Raw genomic sequence first — 15,197 nt, forward strand, 5'->3', positions numbered from 1 at the left:
AAGGTGATGGACAAATGATAAAAATGTCATCGCGACGTCATGAGCGCTGCAACATGCCGTGAATTTCGTTCGTACTGCGATGCAGAAAAATTCGGGAGCGTGACGCAATCGTCATGAAGCGATCACGATTCCGCACCGCTGCCGGATCAAAGTGAAGGCTCCAGAAACGGATTTCGAGCAAGGAGGGACCCCCATGAAGATCCCGCGACCGATGATTGCCATGACCGTTGCCGCGCTGTCGATCGCGGCTGTTTCGCAGGCGATGGCCGCGCAATCGAAGACCCGGCAGGAGGTGCGTCAGGAACTGGTGCGCGCGCGTCACGACGGCGTGATCCCGAGCCCGAATCACGACTATCCGGCGAGCCCGGCCGCTATCGCGCGCAACCAGGAAATCCATCGCGCGACGGTTCATCGCGGCGAGCGGGCGCCGATGGTCGATGCGCACGACAACCGCTTCGCGGTTCGTTGATCGTTCATTCGCGGCCGAACGGCGCGATGCCCGCCGGCCGTATCCCCATGGAGAGGAGCGTGTCATGCGCAATTTCACGAAAGGAATCGTGCTCGCGGCGTGCCTGATGTCGACGGCCGCGATGGCGGCAGGCTGGCCGGAGCGTGCGCTGTCGCACGCGTCGGCGCACGACGTCGGCCGCCGCGCGAACGAGCGGATGCGCTGCGAGTTCGCGGCCGTGCCGACAGGCGAGTGGAGCGCGACGTTCACGCGCGGGCAATGCGAGGTCGACAACGGCCGGCTGACGTTCGTGCCGGCCGATGCGGGTGGCGACGCGCCGGTAGCGGAGAAGCGGATCGTGCTCGGCGATGTCCGTACCGCGTCGCATCAGTCGCGCAAGCTGAAGGAACAGTTGCAACTGACGACACGCGACGAAGTGATCGCGCTGAACGTGCTGACCGACGACGGCAGCCGCAAGTCGCGTGAACATGCGATCGACCTGTGGACCGCGCTGCGCAACGAGGGTGTCACGCCGGTCAACGGCACGCGCATCGTCGATACCTGGCCGACCGGCGCGACGACGTGGTAGCCGCCACGCCGGCGCGCGCGGCTTACCCGGCCTTCACCGATCCTTCGATCAGGAAGAACACGATGAAGCCGATGAAGAACGCAGCCGTCGCGAGCGGCGTTTCAGGCACCTCGTGCGCTTCGACCAGCAGTTCTTCGGTGACGAGGTACAGCAGCGCGACGGTGCCGAGCCCCAGCAGCACCGCGTAGATATTCGCCGGCAGCCCCGCGAACGCCGCGTTGCCGGCGACGGCCGCAAGGCTCAGCAGCGCCGCGAGCCCGACCGGCACGACGATCGACAGCGTGCGGCCGATGCCGGCCGCGGCCAGCGCCGCGCTGACCGACAGCGCGAGGAACAGCACCTCGAGCGTCAGCGCGACGGTCAGGATGATGCCGCTTTCGTCGCTCGCGGAGAACGCAATGCCGAGCACGAGGCCGTCGACGACGAGGTCGATCGCGGTGACGATGATCAGGCTAACCGGCAAACGCGCCTCCTCGAAGCGCGTCTCGATCGCGCCCGACAGCGCGCGAATGGCCAGCATCAGCGCAATGCCGAGCACGAAGCCGACGACGACCGGAAACAGCGCATGCGCGCGGTCCTGCGGCAGCAATTCGAGCGCCGCGGCCGCGAATACGATGCCGCCGGTGAAATGCTGGATCACGCTCGACGTTTTCGGGCCAGGCGCGCGCCACGCGGCCGCGAGCGCGCCGAGACAGGCCGCCAGCACGGGCGGTAACGTGAGCAGCGCAAGCTTCGTGGTCGGTGTCATGAGTCCTCTCGGCGGTTGGCGTGCGGCAGCGGAAGCTGCGTGACACGATCGTACGCGCCGGGCGTCGCCCCGGCATCAACCGGGGATTGAACACCTTGAAGCCGCTCCAGGGTCAAGCGATTCGATGCGGGCGCACCGGCGAGCCGGCGCGCCCGTTCCGCTCAAAGCTGCGCGAGCGCCTGGTCGAGATCGGCGAGCAGGTCGTCGATATGCTCGATGCCGATCGACAGCCGCACCGTTTCCTCCTTCACGCCGGCCTTCGCAAGTTCGGCCGGCGACAACTGACGGTGTGTGGTCGAGGCCGGGTGCGTCGCGAGCGACTTCGTATCGCCGATGTTGACGAGCCGGGTGAACAGCTTCAGCGCATCCTGGAACTTCGCGCCGCCGTCGCGGCCGCCCTTCACGCCGAACGTCAGGATGCCCGGTGCACGGCCCGACAGGTAGCGGGCGACGAGCGGATGGTCGGGGTGATCGGGCAGACCCGCATAGTTCACCCATTCGACGTGCTCGTGGCGCGCGAGATGCTGCGCGATCTTCAGCGCGTTGTCGCTGATTCGCTCGACACGCAGCGCGAGCGTCTCGATCCCCTGCAGGATCTGAAACGCATTGAACGGCGAGATCGCCGCGCCCATGTTGCGCAGCGGCACCACGCGGGCGCGGCCGATATAGGCTGCCGGCCCGAACGCTTCGGTATAGACGACGCCGTGATAGCTGACGTCCGGCTCGTTGAGCCGCTTGAAGCGGTCGGCGTGTTCGGCCCACGGGAACTTGCCCGAATCCACGATCGCGCCGCCGAGGCTCGTGCCGTGCCCGCCGAGATACTTCGTCAGCGAGTGCACGACGATGTCCGCGCCGTGCTCGAACGGGCGCAGCAGGTACGGCGACGGCACCGTGTTGTCGACGATCAGCGGGATGCCGTGGCGATGCGCGACCTCCGCGAGCGCGGCGATGTCGGTGACGTTGCCGAGTGGGTTTCCGACCGATTCCGCGAAGATCGCCTTCGTGCGCGCATCGATCAGCGATGCGAACGATGCGGGATCGCGCGGATCGGCGAAGCGCGTGGTGATCCCGTATTGCGGCAGCGTATGCGCGAACAGGTTGTAGGTGCCGCCGTACAGCGAGCTCGCGGACACGATGTTGTCGCCGGCTTCGGCGATCGTCTGGATCGCGTAGGTGACGGCGGATTGCCCCGATGCGAGCGCGAGCGCGCCGATGCCGCCCTCGAGCGCGGCGATCCGCTGCTCGAGCACGTCCGTCGTCGGGTTCATGATCCGCGTGTAGATGTTGCCCTGGACCTTCAGGTCGAACAGGTCGGCGCCGTGCTGCGTGTCGTCGAATGCGTACGCAACGGTCTGGTAGATCGGGACGGCGACCGCGCGCGTGGTCGGATCGGGACGATAACCGCCGTGCACGGCGATGGTTTCGAGGCGCCAGTTCGAATGGGCCTGATCGGTCATGGGTGCTCCGTTTGTTGTTGTGAAGGTCGAGGGTCCTGCCGTCCGGCGATTATAGGAGCACGTTTGCTGCTGCCTTTAGAACGAATGGTTGGTTGCTTATGGGGGCTCGGCGCATAGAATGCCCTTTTCCGCAGACGAGAGGTGCGCGATGGATCAGGATCGGTGGAACCAGGTGGATGCGTATTTTTCGGCGACGCTCGTGCCGTCCGACGCTGCGCTCGACGCCGCGCTGGCGGCGAGCGACGCGGCCGGGCTGCCGGCGATCAACGTCGCGCCGAACCAGGGCAAGCTGTTGCAGTTGCTCGCGACGATCCGCGGCGCGCGGCGGATCCTCGAAGTCGGCACGCTCGGCGGCTACAGCACGATCTGGCTCGCGCGTGCGTTGCCGCCGGGCGGCTCGCTCGTGACGCTCGAACTGAATCCCGAGCATGCGAAGGTCGCGACGCAGAATATCGCGCGTGCCGGGTTCGCGGCGGTCGTGACGGTGGTGGTTGGCAGCGCGAAGGACAGCCTCGCGCGGCTCGTCGACGCGGGGGAGGCGCCGTTCGATTTCATCTTCATCGATGCCGACAAGGACAACAATCCCGTCTATCTCGACGCGGCGCTGAAGCTGTCGCGGCCCGGCACGGTGATCGTCGTCGACAACGTCGTGCGTGGCGGGCGCGTGGCCGATCCGGACAATCGCGAGCCGGACGTGGTCGGCGTGCGCGACGGGTTCGCGCGCCTCGCGGCCGCGCCGGCGCTCATGACGACCGCCGTGCAGACGGTCGGGCAGAAGGGCTGGGACGGATTCTCGATCTCGATCGTCGGTGCCGCGTGAGGTGACGCGTCAGTGCGAGCCGCCGGCCGCATCGGCCCGACGATACAGGCGCGGCCATTGGGCCTGGAACAGGCCATTGCAGGTGCTGTGCGTCGCGAGGCCGTCGAGCACGAAGCGCCGGCCGTCGAAGACCCACGACGCGGTCGAGCCGCAATCGCCGGCGCTGCGCAACCGGACCGTGCTCGACAGCGTCGCGCTGGCGGAATCGTAGCCGGCGTCGGTCAGCTCGTTCGCGAACGACGCCGAATCGAGGCCTGCGCTCGCGTTCTCGCCGAAGTTCATCGCGGCCGGCGCATACGGTGCGGTGCGGCGTACGCGATACCACAGGTCGGTGTGGTTATACAGGCTGCTGGTCTGGCACGGGATCGCGACGAGCGCCTCGTCGGACGAAATCGCGACGGCTCTCGACGCTTTCCTGCGGTCGCTCGCCGACATTTCGTCTTCGACCTCGGCCGCACATTGCTTCACGTCGGCGCCGAATTTCGCGAGGACCGCGTCGACGAGCGGACGCTGTTCGTCGGCCGACAGATTTGACACGGGCGGTGGCGCCGGTGTGACCGCGGGCGGCAGTGCGGGCGCGGCCGGCACCAACGATGCAGGCTTGGTGCCCGGGCGCAGCAGCGCCGTCACCGTACCGACGCGGCCCTGCGTGTCATCGATCAGCAGCAGCGCGGCATTCAATCCCGACAATGGCGTACGCGCGGTGGGCGCCGATGCCGGATCGCCGAAGCTCAGCAGTTGTGCATTACGCGCCACGGCGAGCCACGCGGCCACCGTTGCCGGATCGTTGGTCCGGATCCGGAATGGGCGGGCTACGTCGTCGGTCTTGTCGCCGAACGCATGCCATTGCGCCGGCATTGCATCGAACGGTCGGCCGTCGACGCGTGCCGTGCGCAAGTCGACGGGCGCCGATGCGTAGAGGTCGAGCGATGGTTGCGCGTCCGGGCCGGCATCGCGCGTCACGCGCAGGATCAGGCCGGTGCGTGCATCGTCGATATCGTCGGCGTGGCTTTCTGCGATACAGCGATTGCCGTTGTCGCAGACGACCGACCAGTTCTTGAAGTCGCGTTCGACCGGCGGCCGCGACAGCGGACGGGCCTCGGCAACGATCGGGGAAACGGCGAGGAGGGTGGCGATGGCGAGCGAAAGGCGGTGCGACATGACGGTTCGTATCGACTGTGGATGGGCGGGCGGAAGACGTCGGACTGCAAGCGCATCGTCAGCAAGCGGGGCAGGTCGAAGGCTGCGGCGCATGCGGCGGCGCGCGTTGCCGAACGGCATCGAGTATACCGCCGCAATGGGCTGCGATCGTGACGACGACGCGTAGTGGGCGGGCACGTACGTTGCTGGTCGGCATTGATCGGACAAGAGCGGATGCAAAAACGGCGCGATGCCCGCAGGCATCGCGCCGTTCACTTTTCATCGACCGTCGACCACATCGCGCAGGAACGCATCGAGCATCGCCACGTCGCCCCACGGCCGCTTGTATTCGCGATCGTGTTCGGCATCGGCGAGCATCGTCTCGACCAGCGCGTGGATCGCCGGCCGGCGCGGCCCGTATTCGCTTTCGTTCGCGCTCATCTTCAGCGCGAGCAACGCGTCGAGCTCCGCGCGCACCGCCGTCTCGTGCACGGTGCCCTCGACGAGATCCGCGAAACGCATCGGCGGCATCCCGAGCCCCATGTCGATCCAGCGCACCGCGAGCAACGGCCGCAGCACGTACAGGTACTTCTTGTAACGCACCGTGTCGCCTTGCAGATAGCCTCGAAAATTCTTCTTCGCCATCGCGAGGTAGTGATGACGCCCTCGTACCGGCGAGAAGAACGCCGATGCCAGCAACCTGAGCCGTGGCGCCCAGCGCGCATCTTCGCGATACACGACGGGCGAGTCGAGCCATTCGAGGAGCGTCGGGTTCGAGCGGCGCAGCAGTTGCAGCGCCTTGCGCAATTCCCAGCCGCTGACGTCGAGCTCGTTGTCGAGCGGCCGCTCGATCACGTCGCGTTGCGGTTCGACGCTCAGGTACCAGTCGCACCGGTGTGCATACACGAAGCGTACGTCGTAATCGCTGTCCGGTGACGCGAATCCCCAGCCGCGGCTGCCCGATTCGCACGCGAACAGCACGCTCACATCATGGCGGCGCTCGACTTCCGCGAGCTCCGCCATCACGCGCGCCCGCACCGCCGGGTCGACCGGATGCGCGCTGCGCACGGTCGTCATTGCCTTGTCGGTTTTCATTGTTGTCGTTTCCCTTTCGTTGTGCGCGGCCGCCGGCCATCGGCCGCGCACCGCGCTATCCCTTCACGCACACCACCTGGCGCAGCGTATGCACCACTTCGACGAGGCTGCGCTGGGCCGCCATCACCGCGTCGATGTCCTTGTAGGCCATCGGGATTTCGTCGACGACGCCCGCGTCCTTCCGGCATTCGACACCCTGCGTCGCCTTCGCCTGATCGTCGGCCGTGAAGCGGCGCTTCGCTTCGGTGCGGCTCATCGTCCGGCCCGCCCCGTGGCTGCACGAGCAGAAGCTTTCCGGATTGCCGAGCCCGCGCACGATGAAGCTCTTCGCGCCCATCGAGCCCGGAATGATCCCGAGCTGCCCCTTCTGCGCGGACACCGCACCCTTGCGTGTCACGAGCACATCTTCGCCGAAGTGGCGTTCGCGCTGCACGTAGTTGTGGTGGCAGTTCACTGCGTGCTCGTCGACCGCAAACGGCTTCGCGATCACGCCGCGTGCTGCACCGATCACTGCGTCCATCATCGCCTGCCGGTTGCGGCGCGCGTAGTCCTGCGCCCAGCCAACCGCCTCGACGTAGTCGTCGAAGTGGCGGCTGCCCTCGGTGAAATACGCGAGGTTGCGATCCGGCAGGTTCGCGATGTGCTGCCGCATGTCGGCCTGCGCGAGTTCGATGAACAGGCTGCCGATCGCGTTGCCGACGCCGCGCGAGCCGCTGTGCAGCATGAACCACACGTGGTCCGCCTCGTCGACGCACACTTCGATGAAGTGGTTGCCGGTGCCGAGCGTGCCGAGATGCGCGTAGTGGTTCGTCTTTTCCAGCTTCGGATACTTGTCGACGATCCGCTGGAAGCCCGGTTGCAGCGCCTTCCACGATTCGGTCACGGCGGCCGGCGTGCGGTCGCCCCACGCGCCCGGATCGCGGCGGCCCGGCGCGCGGCCGTGCGGCACCGCGCGTTCGATCGCGCTGCGCAGCCCAGCGAGCGAATCCGGCAGGTCGGACGCCGCAAGCGTCGTGCGCGCGGCCATCATCCCGCAGCCGATGTCGACGCCGACCGCGGCCGGAATGATCGCGCCCTTCGTCGGAATCACGCTGCCGATCGTCGAGCCCTTGCCGAGATGCACGTCCGGCATCACCGCGACGTGGCTGAAGATGAACGGCATCTGCGCGGTGTTGCGCAGTTGCGCGCGTGCTTCGTCCTCGACGGCGACGCCCTGCGTCCACATCTTCACCGGCTTGCCATTCGCCAGTTCCATCACCTGGTAATCCATGTCTGTCATTTGCTTCACCTGATTCATTTCGGGGTCCGGCGCGATTCACCTGCATCGCGCCGGATCCTGCATTACGCGCCCTTGATGCTGACGAGCCCGTTCAGCACCTGGTCGAGACCGCCGAACACCGAGATGCGGTCGATCCGTTCCGCGACACGCTCGAGCGTTTCCAGCTCCTTGAGCCGCAGCGCGGTCGGGTTTTCTTCCATCACCTTCGCGGTGTTCAGCAGCGAGCGCGTCGCCGCCGTTTCCTCGCGGCGACGAATCACGTTCGCCTGCGCGGACTTCTCCGCTTCGACCACCTGCGCGAGGATCGTCTTCATGTCGCCCGGCAGCACGATATCCTTCACGCCGACGCTGCGCACGTCCACGCCCGAATCGTCGAGACGGGCGCGCACTTGCGCGATCACGACGTCGTCGAGCGACTGCTTGTCCTCCAGCAGTTCGTCGAGCGAGCGCGTGCCGACCGCCGAACGCAGCGCGAACTGCAGCTCGCGATACAGGTGTTCGACCGGCTTCTGCAACTGGCCGAACGCATGCAGCACGTCCGCATAGCGCCACGTCGCCGACAGGTTCAGCCGCAGCGCGACCTTGTCGCGCGTCAGGATTTCCTGCCCGCCGACTTCGAGCGCCTGCAAGCGCAGATCGACCAGCTCGACCGCGACGTCGCGGTTGAAGCGCCAGAACGCCGACGTGCCCGCGTCCAGCAACCGCTCGATCTTGCCGTCAATCTTCAGTACACCGACGTGGTACGCCGGCACCTGTGCCAGCAGCACGCCCGTCAGCCCCGCCACGCCGCGCGCACGCAGCGACGGTTGCACGATGCGCTTCACGAGCGCGGCGGGCAGCATGCTGTCCTGCGCGAGATCGATGCGCTCCAGCCGATGCGCGGTGGGGCCGCGCCAGTACAGCCGGCGCGTGCCCGGCGCCAGAATCTCGACGAGCACGTCGTCTTCATAGCGCAAGCCGGCTTCGTCGTCGGCGAGATCCATCGCGACGAAATACCGCGCGAGCACGTCCGGTGCGTCGTGACGCAGATAGTCGGCCAGCGCTTCGTCGGCGAGCGGCGCGTCGAGACGCGCGGTCTGCACCGACAGGCGCTTGAACGGATCGAAGGCCTTGAACACGCCCGGTTCCAGCACCTTCACGAAGTCGCCTTCGCTCATCAGCAGCGCGCGTTCGTTCTTTTTTACGACATGTCGCATCCACATATTCTTGTCCTTTTCTTCAATGGCCGCCGGGTGGCGCGCATCGTGCGGATCGCGGTGCGACGCAACCGGGCGGGCGGCGCGCTGGCCCGGCGTCGAAGTGCACGGCGACGCATCCTGCATTGCGTCGTCGTGCGCCTTCGCGCGGGCCGTGCGGCCGCCCGGCCGATCGCGCGGAACCGCAACCGGTCCGACGCGCGGCGGGCCTTGCGGCCCGCACCGGCGGGTACTGCTTTTCATACAAGACCGTCCTTACGGACAGCGTTCGAGCGGGATTCGAACCCGCCACCGGCCGGCTTTCGCCGGCTGCTCCACCTGGCTGAGCTTTCGAACAATGGGCGCTCCGGGATTCGAACCCGGACGAAGCATCCTGGCGCGCGCCCCTTTGCCTTCGTCTGTCCATGGCGGCATGCGCTGCCGCGACGAACGAGGTTCGGCGGCGGCGCACCAGCAGGGCGTGTGAACCCTGGCTCGTGGGCCAGCGGGACATCCGGCGTCTTCTATTTAGCGAAGAGCGTGCCAGCGCGGACACGGGGTTTCATGAAATTCCCCAGGTGATTGAAAATAAAGGGAAATTGTTTGTTTCCCGCGGCCGGGTATCGATGCTTGCCGTATCGCGTCGTCATGAATATCCGATACAATCAGATCGCTTCTTATCCGATGAGATAAACATGCGCAAAACCGTCGCGATCGGTTTTCTCGGCATCGTGCTCGACCAGGGCGACCGCACGGCGCGCCGCTACCCGAAATGGCGGCCGACGATTTCGCTGTGCGAGCAACCCGACCTGCCGATCGACCGGCTCGAACTGCTGTATCCGCAGGAATACGTGCGTCTCGCCCAGCACGTGCGGGACGATCTCGCGCGCGTGTCGCCGCACACCGACGTGCGGCTCACGCCGGTCACGATCCACGATCCTTGGGATTTCGAGGAGGTCTATGCGACGCTGCACGACTACGCACGCGCGTATCCGTTCGACCTCGAGCACGAGGACTACCTGATCCACATCACGACCGGCACGCACGTCGCGCAGATCTGCTGGTTCCTGCTGGCGGAAGCGCGCTACCTGCCCGCGCGTCTCGTGCAGACCGGGCCGCCGCAGAAGACCGACGAAGGGCTGAGCGGGCCCGGCACGATGTCGGTGATCGATCTCGACCTGTCGCGCTACAACCGGATCGCGCAGCGCTTCACGCGCGAGCGCGACGAAACGGTGTCGTTCCTGAAGGCCGGCATCGCGACGCGCAACGCGCGCTTCAATGCGCTGATCGAGCAACTCGAGCGCGTGGCCGTGCGTTCGCGCGCGCCGATGCTGCTGGTCGGGCCGACGGGGGCCGGCAAGTCTTTTCTCGCGAAGCGCGTGTACGAGCTGAAGCGCGGCCGCCATCGGCTCGCGGGGCCGTTCATCGAGATCAACTGCGCGACGCTGCGCGGCGACGCGGCGATGTCGACGCTGTTCGGGCACGTGAAGGGCGCGTTCACGGGCGCGCAGTCGGCGCGGGCGGGGCTGCTGCGCGCGGCGGACGGCGGGCTGCTGTTTCTCGACGAGATCGGCGAACTCGGGCTCGACGAACAGGCGATGCTGCTGAAGGCGATCGAGGAGAAGCGCTTCCTGCCGGTGGGCGCGGACGTCGAGGCGACCAGCGATTTCGAGCTGATCGCGGGCACGCACCGCGACCTGCGGCAGATGGTGGCGGCCGGTACGTTCCGCGAGGATCTCTATGCGCGGATCAACCTGTGGACCTACGAATTGCCGGGGCTCGCCGAGCGCCGCGAGGACATCGAACCGAACCTCGAATTCGAGCTCGACCGTTTCGGCCGCGAGCAGGGCGAGCAGGTGCGTTTCAACGTCGAGGCGAAGCGGCGCTATCTCGCGTTCGCGGCATCGCCGCGCGCGACGTGGGCCGGTAACTTCCGCGAGCTGTCGGCCTCGGTCACGCGGATGGCGACGCTGGCCGATGCGGGGCGGATTACCGAGGCGCTCGCCGAGCAGGAGGTCGAGCGGCTGACGCGCACGTGGTCGTCGCCGGGCGGCGCGGGGGCGTCCGATGCGTGCGTCGACGCGGTGTTCGGTGCGCGTGCGGCGGAACTCGACCTGTTCGACCGTGCGCAACTCGAACGCGTGCTCGACGTGTGCCGCACGTCGGCGAGCCTGTCGGAAGCCGGCCGCACGCTGTTTGCGGTGTCGCGGCAGAGCAAGAAGCAGCCGAACGATGCGGACCGGCTGCGCAAGTATCTCGCGCGGTTCGGGCTCGATTGGGACGGCGTGCGGCGCGCGCTCGATGGCGTGTGATGACGAGAGGGGCGCGTGATGTCTGCGCCGCGTCGGGCGGTTGCGCCGCACGATCCGGCATGCGTATGCGGTGGATGCGCTGCCCGTCGCCGGCTGATGCCATCGACGCGTGCGCACTCAGGCGCGGCAGATCGCGATGATCTCCGCGCTGGTCGCCTCGTCGAACGGTGCATGCCCCCAGTCGCCGCACCAGTCGGCCGACGCGAAACCGGCCGCCGTCACGCGCGCCTGCAATTCGGGGTGCGCGATGAAACGCAGTCGGCTCGTATTCGTCAGCACCGTATCGTCGCGGCGGAAGCGGTAGCGCGTGTCGAACGTCACGATCGCGCCGTCGATCGCACGCACCGCGTGATGGAGATCGACGATGCCGAGTTCGTGCGATTCGACGCTGCGTGCCGATTGCGCGGGCGTCCATGCTCGCCATGGTTCGCTGCGCGGGTTGCGGGTGTCGAACAGGAAGCGGCCGCCGTCGGCGAGCACGCGCCGCACGCCGCGCAGCGTCGCGTCGATGTCGTCGTCGGTCAGCAGGCACTGGAACGCGTGCCCGGTCATCACGACCGCATCGAACGGCGCGCCGGGCGGCAGGCCGTCGAGCGCGCACGCGAACCAGCACACGGTATCGGCGCCCGGCTGGCGTCGCGCGTAATCGATCATCGCCGGCGCGGGATCGATCGCGACGACGTCATGCCCGGCCGCCGCGAGCCGTCGTGCGAACGTGCCGGTGCCGCAGCCGAGATCGAGAGTGCGTTGCCGTCCGGCGCCGATCGCGGCGGCGTAGAACGCGAAGTCCCGATCGCCCGCGTTGAACAGGTCGTACACCGCGACGAGGCGCGGGTCGGTGTAGAGCAGGTCCGCGCCGGCGTGTGTCATGCGGTCGCGCGCATCAGCGCTGCTGCACGGCCACGCGCAACCCGAGCGCGATGAAGATCGAGCCGATGATCTTGCCCTGCCAGCGCGTGAGCCACGTGAGCCGCTTCACGATGCGGCCGAGCGGGCGGATCGAGCACGCGATCAGCGTCGTGTAGAGCGAACTGAGTACGACGAAGATCAGCCCGAGCACCGCGAACTGCACGAACGTCGAGCCGCGTTCCGGATGCACGAACTGCGGCATGAACGCGAGGAAGAACAGCGCGGTTTTCGGATTCAGCACTTCGGCGGGAATCGCCTGCAGATATGCGTTGAGCGGCGTGACGGGCGACACCTGCGGCAGCGACGGGTCGGCAGCCTTCTCCAGCAGCGCGCGCACGCCGAGATAGATCAGGTACGCGGCGCCGACCAGCTTCACGACGTTGAACGCGAGCGCCGACGTCATCAGCAGCGCGGACAGCCCGACGGCCGCGAACAGCGTATGCACGAAGTCGCCGCTCGCGACGCCGAGGCCGGTCAGGATGCCGGTCTTGCGCCCGCCCTGCACGGTGCGGCTCAGCACGAGCAGCACCGCGGGGCCGGGGATCAGGAACAGGCCCAGAACGACGGCCGTGAAGGTGGTCAGCGTGGTCAGGTCGAACATGGCGGCTCCGGCAGGCGGCGCAGCGGCAGGGGATCGGCGCATTGTATTCGGTTCGGCGCGCGGCCGCAGACGCCTCCCCGAACGGCACGGCTGCGCCGGCGCCTTTCTGGTATAAGCACGACAGGACGCGCGACACCGGCGTCCGGCCTTTTCCACTGCCCGTCGTTCCATGCGCGACCTTCCACCGATCACCGATCCCGCCGCGGACGCCGACGTCTATCACGTGCCGCGTCCGCTCGTCGTGTTCGGCGGCTCGGTCGTCGAGCCCGAATGGCGGCTGGAGCGGCACAGCCATCGCCAGGCGCAGTTGCTCTACACACTGAGCGGCGTCGTCTATTGCGAGATCGACGGCGGCGTGTGGAGCGCGCCGCCGCAATGCACGGTCTGGATTCCGGGCGATGTCCCGCATGCGGCGCGCGGCTCGGCCGGCGCGACCTTCTACGCGGTACTGGTCGAACCCGACGCGGCGCTCGACCTGCCTACGCGCTGCTGCACGCTGGCCATGTCGCCGCTGCTGCGCGAGTTGCTGCTGAAGGCGGCCAGCTTCCCGAACCTGTACGACGTCGACGGCCCGCAAGGGCGACTGGTGGCGACGCTGCTCGACGAACTCGTCGCGGCGCCGGTCGAGGACTTGTACCTGCCGATGCCGGCCGACCGCCGGCTGCGCAAGCTGATCGACCATCTGCTCGACGATCCGGCCGACAAGTCGTCGCTGCCCGAACTCGCGCGGCGCGCGGGCATCAGCGAGCGCAGCCTCACGCGCCTCGCGACGAAGGAACTCGGGATGAGCCTCGGCGACTGGCGCCGGCGGCTGCACGTCGCGCTGTCGCTGCGGATGCTGACGACCGGCCGCCGCGTGCACCAGATCGCGATCGATCTCGGCTACGAGAGCGCGAGCAGCTTCGTCACGATGTTCCGCAAGGCGACCGGCAAGCCGCCGACGCAATTCCTGACCGACCGGCAACGCTGAACGGCCGGACTGCGCCCGCGCACGTTTGGCCGGATTGAAAAAGCAGTTGGCCGGGATGAGAAATGACGCATGAGGGGCCGATCCATAAAATGAGAATCGTTCTCATCTGGAGGCCGACATGCAAATCGTCACGACTGAATTCCCGTTTGTCTGGCTGCGTTACAGCGGCTCGACCCACACCGATCCCGCCCGCCTGATTGCCGAACTCGATGCGCTGCTGGCGCGCCGCGAACGCTTCGTTCTTCTGACCGACGATGCGCCGTCCGGCGACGATCGCGCCGACAACGATCACGAGATGCGCAAGCAGCTCGCGAAGTGGAGCAAGGCCAACCGCGCGCTGTCGCGCGAATGGATCCCCGGGATGATCGCGATCGAGCCCAGTGCGGCGCGGCGCGTGGCGCTCAATGCCTTTTCGGGCGCCTTCGAGAAGGTCTGGGGTTATCCGCTGAACGCGGCGGCGAGCCGCGACGACGCGCTGGCGCTCGCGCAACGGCTGCTCGCCGAACCGGCGCCCGGCGTCGCGGCGGCGAACGCCTGACCCGGCGGCCGCGCGGGTCGCGCGGCTTGCGTCGACATCGACACGCACGCACGGTGCGCGAACGCGCGCTGCGGCATATCGCAACCACGCAGAGGTGTCCCGTGGACAATCCGATCCGCGCGATGCGCATCTTCACGCGCATCGTCGAAATGAACAGCTTTACGCGCGCGGCACAGGCGCTCGGCATTTCGCGCGCCACCGCGACGCGCACCGTGCAGGAGCTCGAAGCGGCGCTCGGCATGCCATTGCTGGTACGCACGACGCGCGCGTTGCGGGCGACGCCCGAAGGCGACGCGTATTACCGGCGCTGCGTCAGCATCACCGCGGACGTCGACGAGCTCGAAGCGAGCATCCGCGGCGCCGCGCTGCATCCGAGCGGGCCGCTGCGCGTCGAGTTGCCGGCGTCGGTGGCGGCGATCGTGTTGCCGGCGCTCGGCGGGTTTCATGCACGGCATCCCGATCTCGAACTGATGCTCGCCGTGGCCGGGCGCACGGGCGATCGCATCGGCGACGCGATCGACTGCAGCGTCCGGCTCGGTGCGCTGCCCGATTCGTCGCTCGTCGCGCGCCGGCTCGGCTCGCTCGAGCGCGTGACGTGCGCGAGTCCCGCGTATCTCGACCGCTTCGGCGTGCCGCGCACGCCGGACGACCTGGGCGCGCATCGCGCGGTAGGCGGGTCGCACGTGTTCGGCCAGCGTCCGGCCGAGCTCGAGTTCGTGGTGGACGACGCGGTGCGCAAGGTACGGCTCGACGGCATCGTCAGCGTGGACGACGAGCAGGCGTATCTCGCCTGCGGCGTGCACGGCCTCGGGCTGATCCAGCCGACGCGCGTCGCCGCGCAGCCGCTGATCGACGCGGGGCGGTTGCGGGAAGTGCTGTCGCGCTGGCAACCCGATGCGCTGGCCGTGTCGGCCGTCTACGTGAAGCGACCGCATGTGTCGCCCGGCGTGCGCGCGTTCGTCGACTGGATCGCCGAGCGGTTCGTACAGGCCGGGCACGAGCAGGAAGGGCTGGCGGCGGCGGGGGCAGTGGGGTGGCGGCCGGCGCCCGGTGCAGTCGCTATCTGCGATCGCTACAACGGGCTGGTAGAGGCGGCCTGACGGGGGGGTATGCGGA

At 67.8% G+C, this 15,197-nt stretch carries 15 protein-coding genes and 1 tRNA gene; 7 read left to right on the forward strand and 9 right to left on the reverse strand.

The genetic code is table 11. The features are described 5' to 3' along the window. The first annotated feature begins 193 nt into the window (after positions 1-193). The gene (locus HWW87_RS01860) at positions 194-469 is read left to right on the forward strand and encodes a DUF4148 domain-containing protein (protein WP_175819012.1); all 276 of its coding nucleotides are present in this window, start codon (positions 194-196) and stop codon (positions 467-469) included. Between the two features lie 64 nt (positions 470-533). Next, positions 534-1,037 carry a hypothetical protein gene (locus tag HWW87_RS01865; protein ID WP_175819013.1) on the forward strand — a complete coding sequence of 168 codons (504 nt, stop codon included), beginning with the start codon at positions 534-536 and terminating at the stop codon, positions 1,035-1,037. Between the two features lie 22 nt (positions 1,038-1,059). Here the strand turns inward: HWW87_RS01865 and HWW87_RS01870 are convergent, their stop codons facing one another. Together HWW87_RS01870 and HWW87_RS01875 are read right to left on the reverse strand one after the other, a co-directional pair. After that, positions 1,060-1,785, reverse strand: coding sequence for a hypothetical protein (locus HWW87_RS01870; protein ID WP_175819014.1), 726 nt, complete (start codon positions 1,783-1,785; stop codon positions 1,060-1,062). 161 nt (positions 1,786-1,946) lie between these two features. Further along, on the reverse strand, positions 1,947-3,242 hold the full coding sequence (locus HWW87_RS01875) for an aminotransferase class I/II-fold pyridoxal phosphate-dependent enzyme (protein WP_175819015.1): 1,296 nt from the start codon (positions 3,240-3,242) through the stop codon (positions 1,947-1,949). Positions 3,243-3,390: 148 nt separating this feature from the next. Here HWW87_RS01875 and HWW87_RS01880 point away from each other — a divergent pair, with 148 nt between their 5' ends. Next, a complete protein-coding gene (locus HWW87_RS01880) occupies positions 3,391-4,062 on the forward strand; it encodes an O-methyltransferase (protein ID WP_175819016.1) in 672 nt (223 codons plus the stop codon). Positions 4,063-4,071: 9 nt separating this feature from the next. On the opposite strand, the gene HWW87_RS01885 is transcribed toward HWW87_RS01880, so the two are convergent. The 5 genes from HWW87_RS01885 to HWW87_RS01905 all read right to left on the reverse strand — a co-directional run bounded on the left by HWW87_RS01885 (position 4,072) and on the right by HWW87_RS01905 (position 9,109). Then, positions 4,072-5,223, reverse strand: a complete 1,152-nt coding sequence (locus HWW87_RS01885; protein ID WP_244107119.1) for a DUF1176 domain-containing protein — start codon at positions 5,221-5,223, stop codon at positions 4,072-4,074. A 258-nt stretch (positions 5,224-5,481) separates the two neighbouring features. Beyond that, positions 5,482-6,297: a nucleotidyltransferase domain-containing protein gene (locus HWW87_RS01890; protein ID WP_175819018.1), complete on the reverse strand. Its 816-nt coding sequence runs from the start codon at positions 6,295-6,297 to the stop codon at positions 5,482-5,484. 55 nt (positions 6,298-6,352) lie between these two features. Beyond that, positions 6,353-7,576, reverse strand: coding sequence for an RtcB family protein (locus HWW87_RS01895; protein ID WP_279607999.1), 1,224 nt, complete (start codon positions 7,574-7,576; stop codon positions 6,353-6,355). Positions 7,577-7,638: 62 nt separating this feature from the next. Next, the gene (locus HWW87_RS01900; RefSeq protein ID WP_175819019.1) at positions 7,639-8,778 is read right to left on the reverse strand and encodes a slipin family protein; all 1,140 of its coding nucleotides are present in this window, start codon (positions 8,776-8,778) and stop codon (positions 7,639-7,641) included. A gap of 258 nt (positions 8,779-9,036) precedes the next feature. Next, positions 9,037-9,109, reverse strand: a tRNA-Phe gene (locus HWW87_RS01905). Between the two features lie 337 nt (positions 9,110-9,446). On the opposite strand from HWW87_RS01905, the gene rtcR reads away from it, so the two are divergent. Next, complete coding sequence (gene rtcR / locus HWW87_RS01910) at positions 9,447-11,063, forward strand: RNA repair transcriptional activator RtcR (protein ID WP_175819020.1); 1,617 nt, start codon at positions 9,447-9,449, stop codon at positions 11,061-11,063. Between the two features lie 117 nt (positions 11,064-11,180). Here the strand turns inward: rtcR and HWW87_RS01915 are convergent, their stop codons facing one another. Both HWW87_RS01915 and HWW87_RS01920 read right to left on the reverse strand, forming a co-directional pair. Further along, on the reverse strand, positions 11,181-11,933 hold the full coding sequence (locus HWW87_RS01915; RefSeq protein WP_175819021.1) for a class I SAM-dependent methyltransferase: 753 nt from the start codon (positions 11,931-11,933) through the stop codon (positions 11,181-11,183). A 13-nt stretch (positions 11,934-11,946) separates the two neighbouring features. Beyond that, positions 11,947-12,573 (reverse strand): LysE family translocator, encoded by a 627-nt coding sequence (locus HWW87_RS01920; protein WP_175819022.1) that lies wholly within the window; start codon positions 12,571-12,573, stop codon positions 11,947-11,949. A gap of 169 nt (positions 12,574-12,742) precedes the next feature. Here HWW87_RS01920 and HWW87_RS01925 point away from each other — a divergent pair, with 169 nt between their 5' ends. The 3 genes from HWW87_RS01925 (at position 12,743) to HWW87_RS01935 (ending at position 15,181) form a co-directional block, all read left to right on the forward strand. Beyond that, positions 12,743-13,543, forward strand: a complete 801-nt coding sequence (locus HWW87_RS01925; protein WP_174385966.1) for a helix-turn-helix transcriptional regulator — start codon at positions 12,743-12,745, stop codon at positions 13,541-13,543. Between the two features lie 118 nt (positions 13,544-13,661). Continuing rightward, positions 13,662-14,081: an ATP--cob(I)alamin adenosyltransferase gene (locus HWW87_RS01930; protein WP_175819023.1), complete on the forward strand. Its 420-nt coding sequence runs from the start codon at positions 13,662-13,664 to the stop codon at positions 14,079-14,081. 101 nt (positions 14,082-14,182) lie between these two features. Then, positions 14,183-15,181, forward strand: coding sequence for a LysR family transcriptional regulator (locus tag HWW87_RS01935; RefSeq protein ID WP_175819024.1), 999 nt, complete (start codon positions 14,183-14,185; stop codon positions 15,179-15,181). The last annotated feature ends 16 nt before the right edge of the window (positions 15,182-15,197 follow it).

This window comes from Burkholderia sp. BCC0419 (genome assembly GCF_902830285.1).
Lineage (GTDB): Bacteria > Pseudomonadota > Gammaproteobacteria > Burkholderiales > Burkholderiaceae > Burkholderia.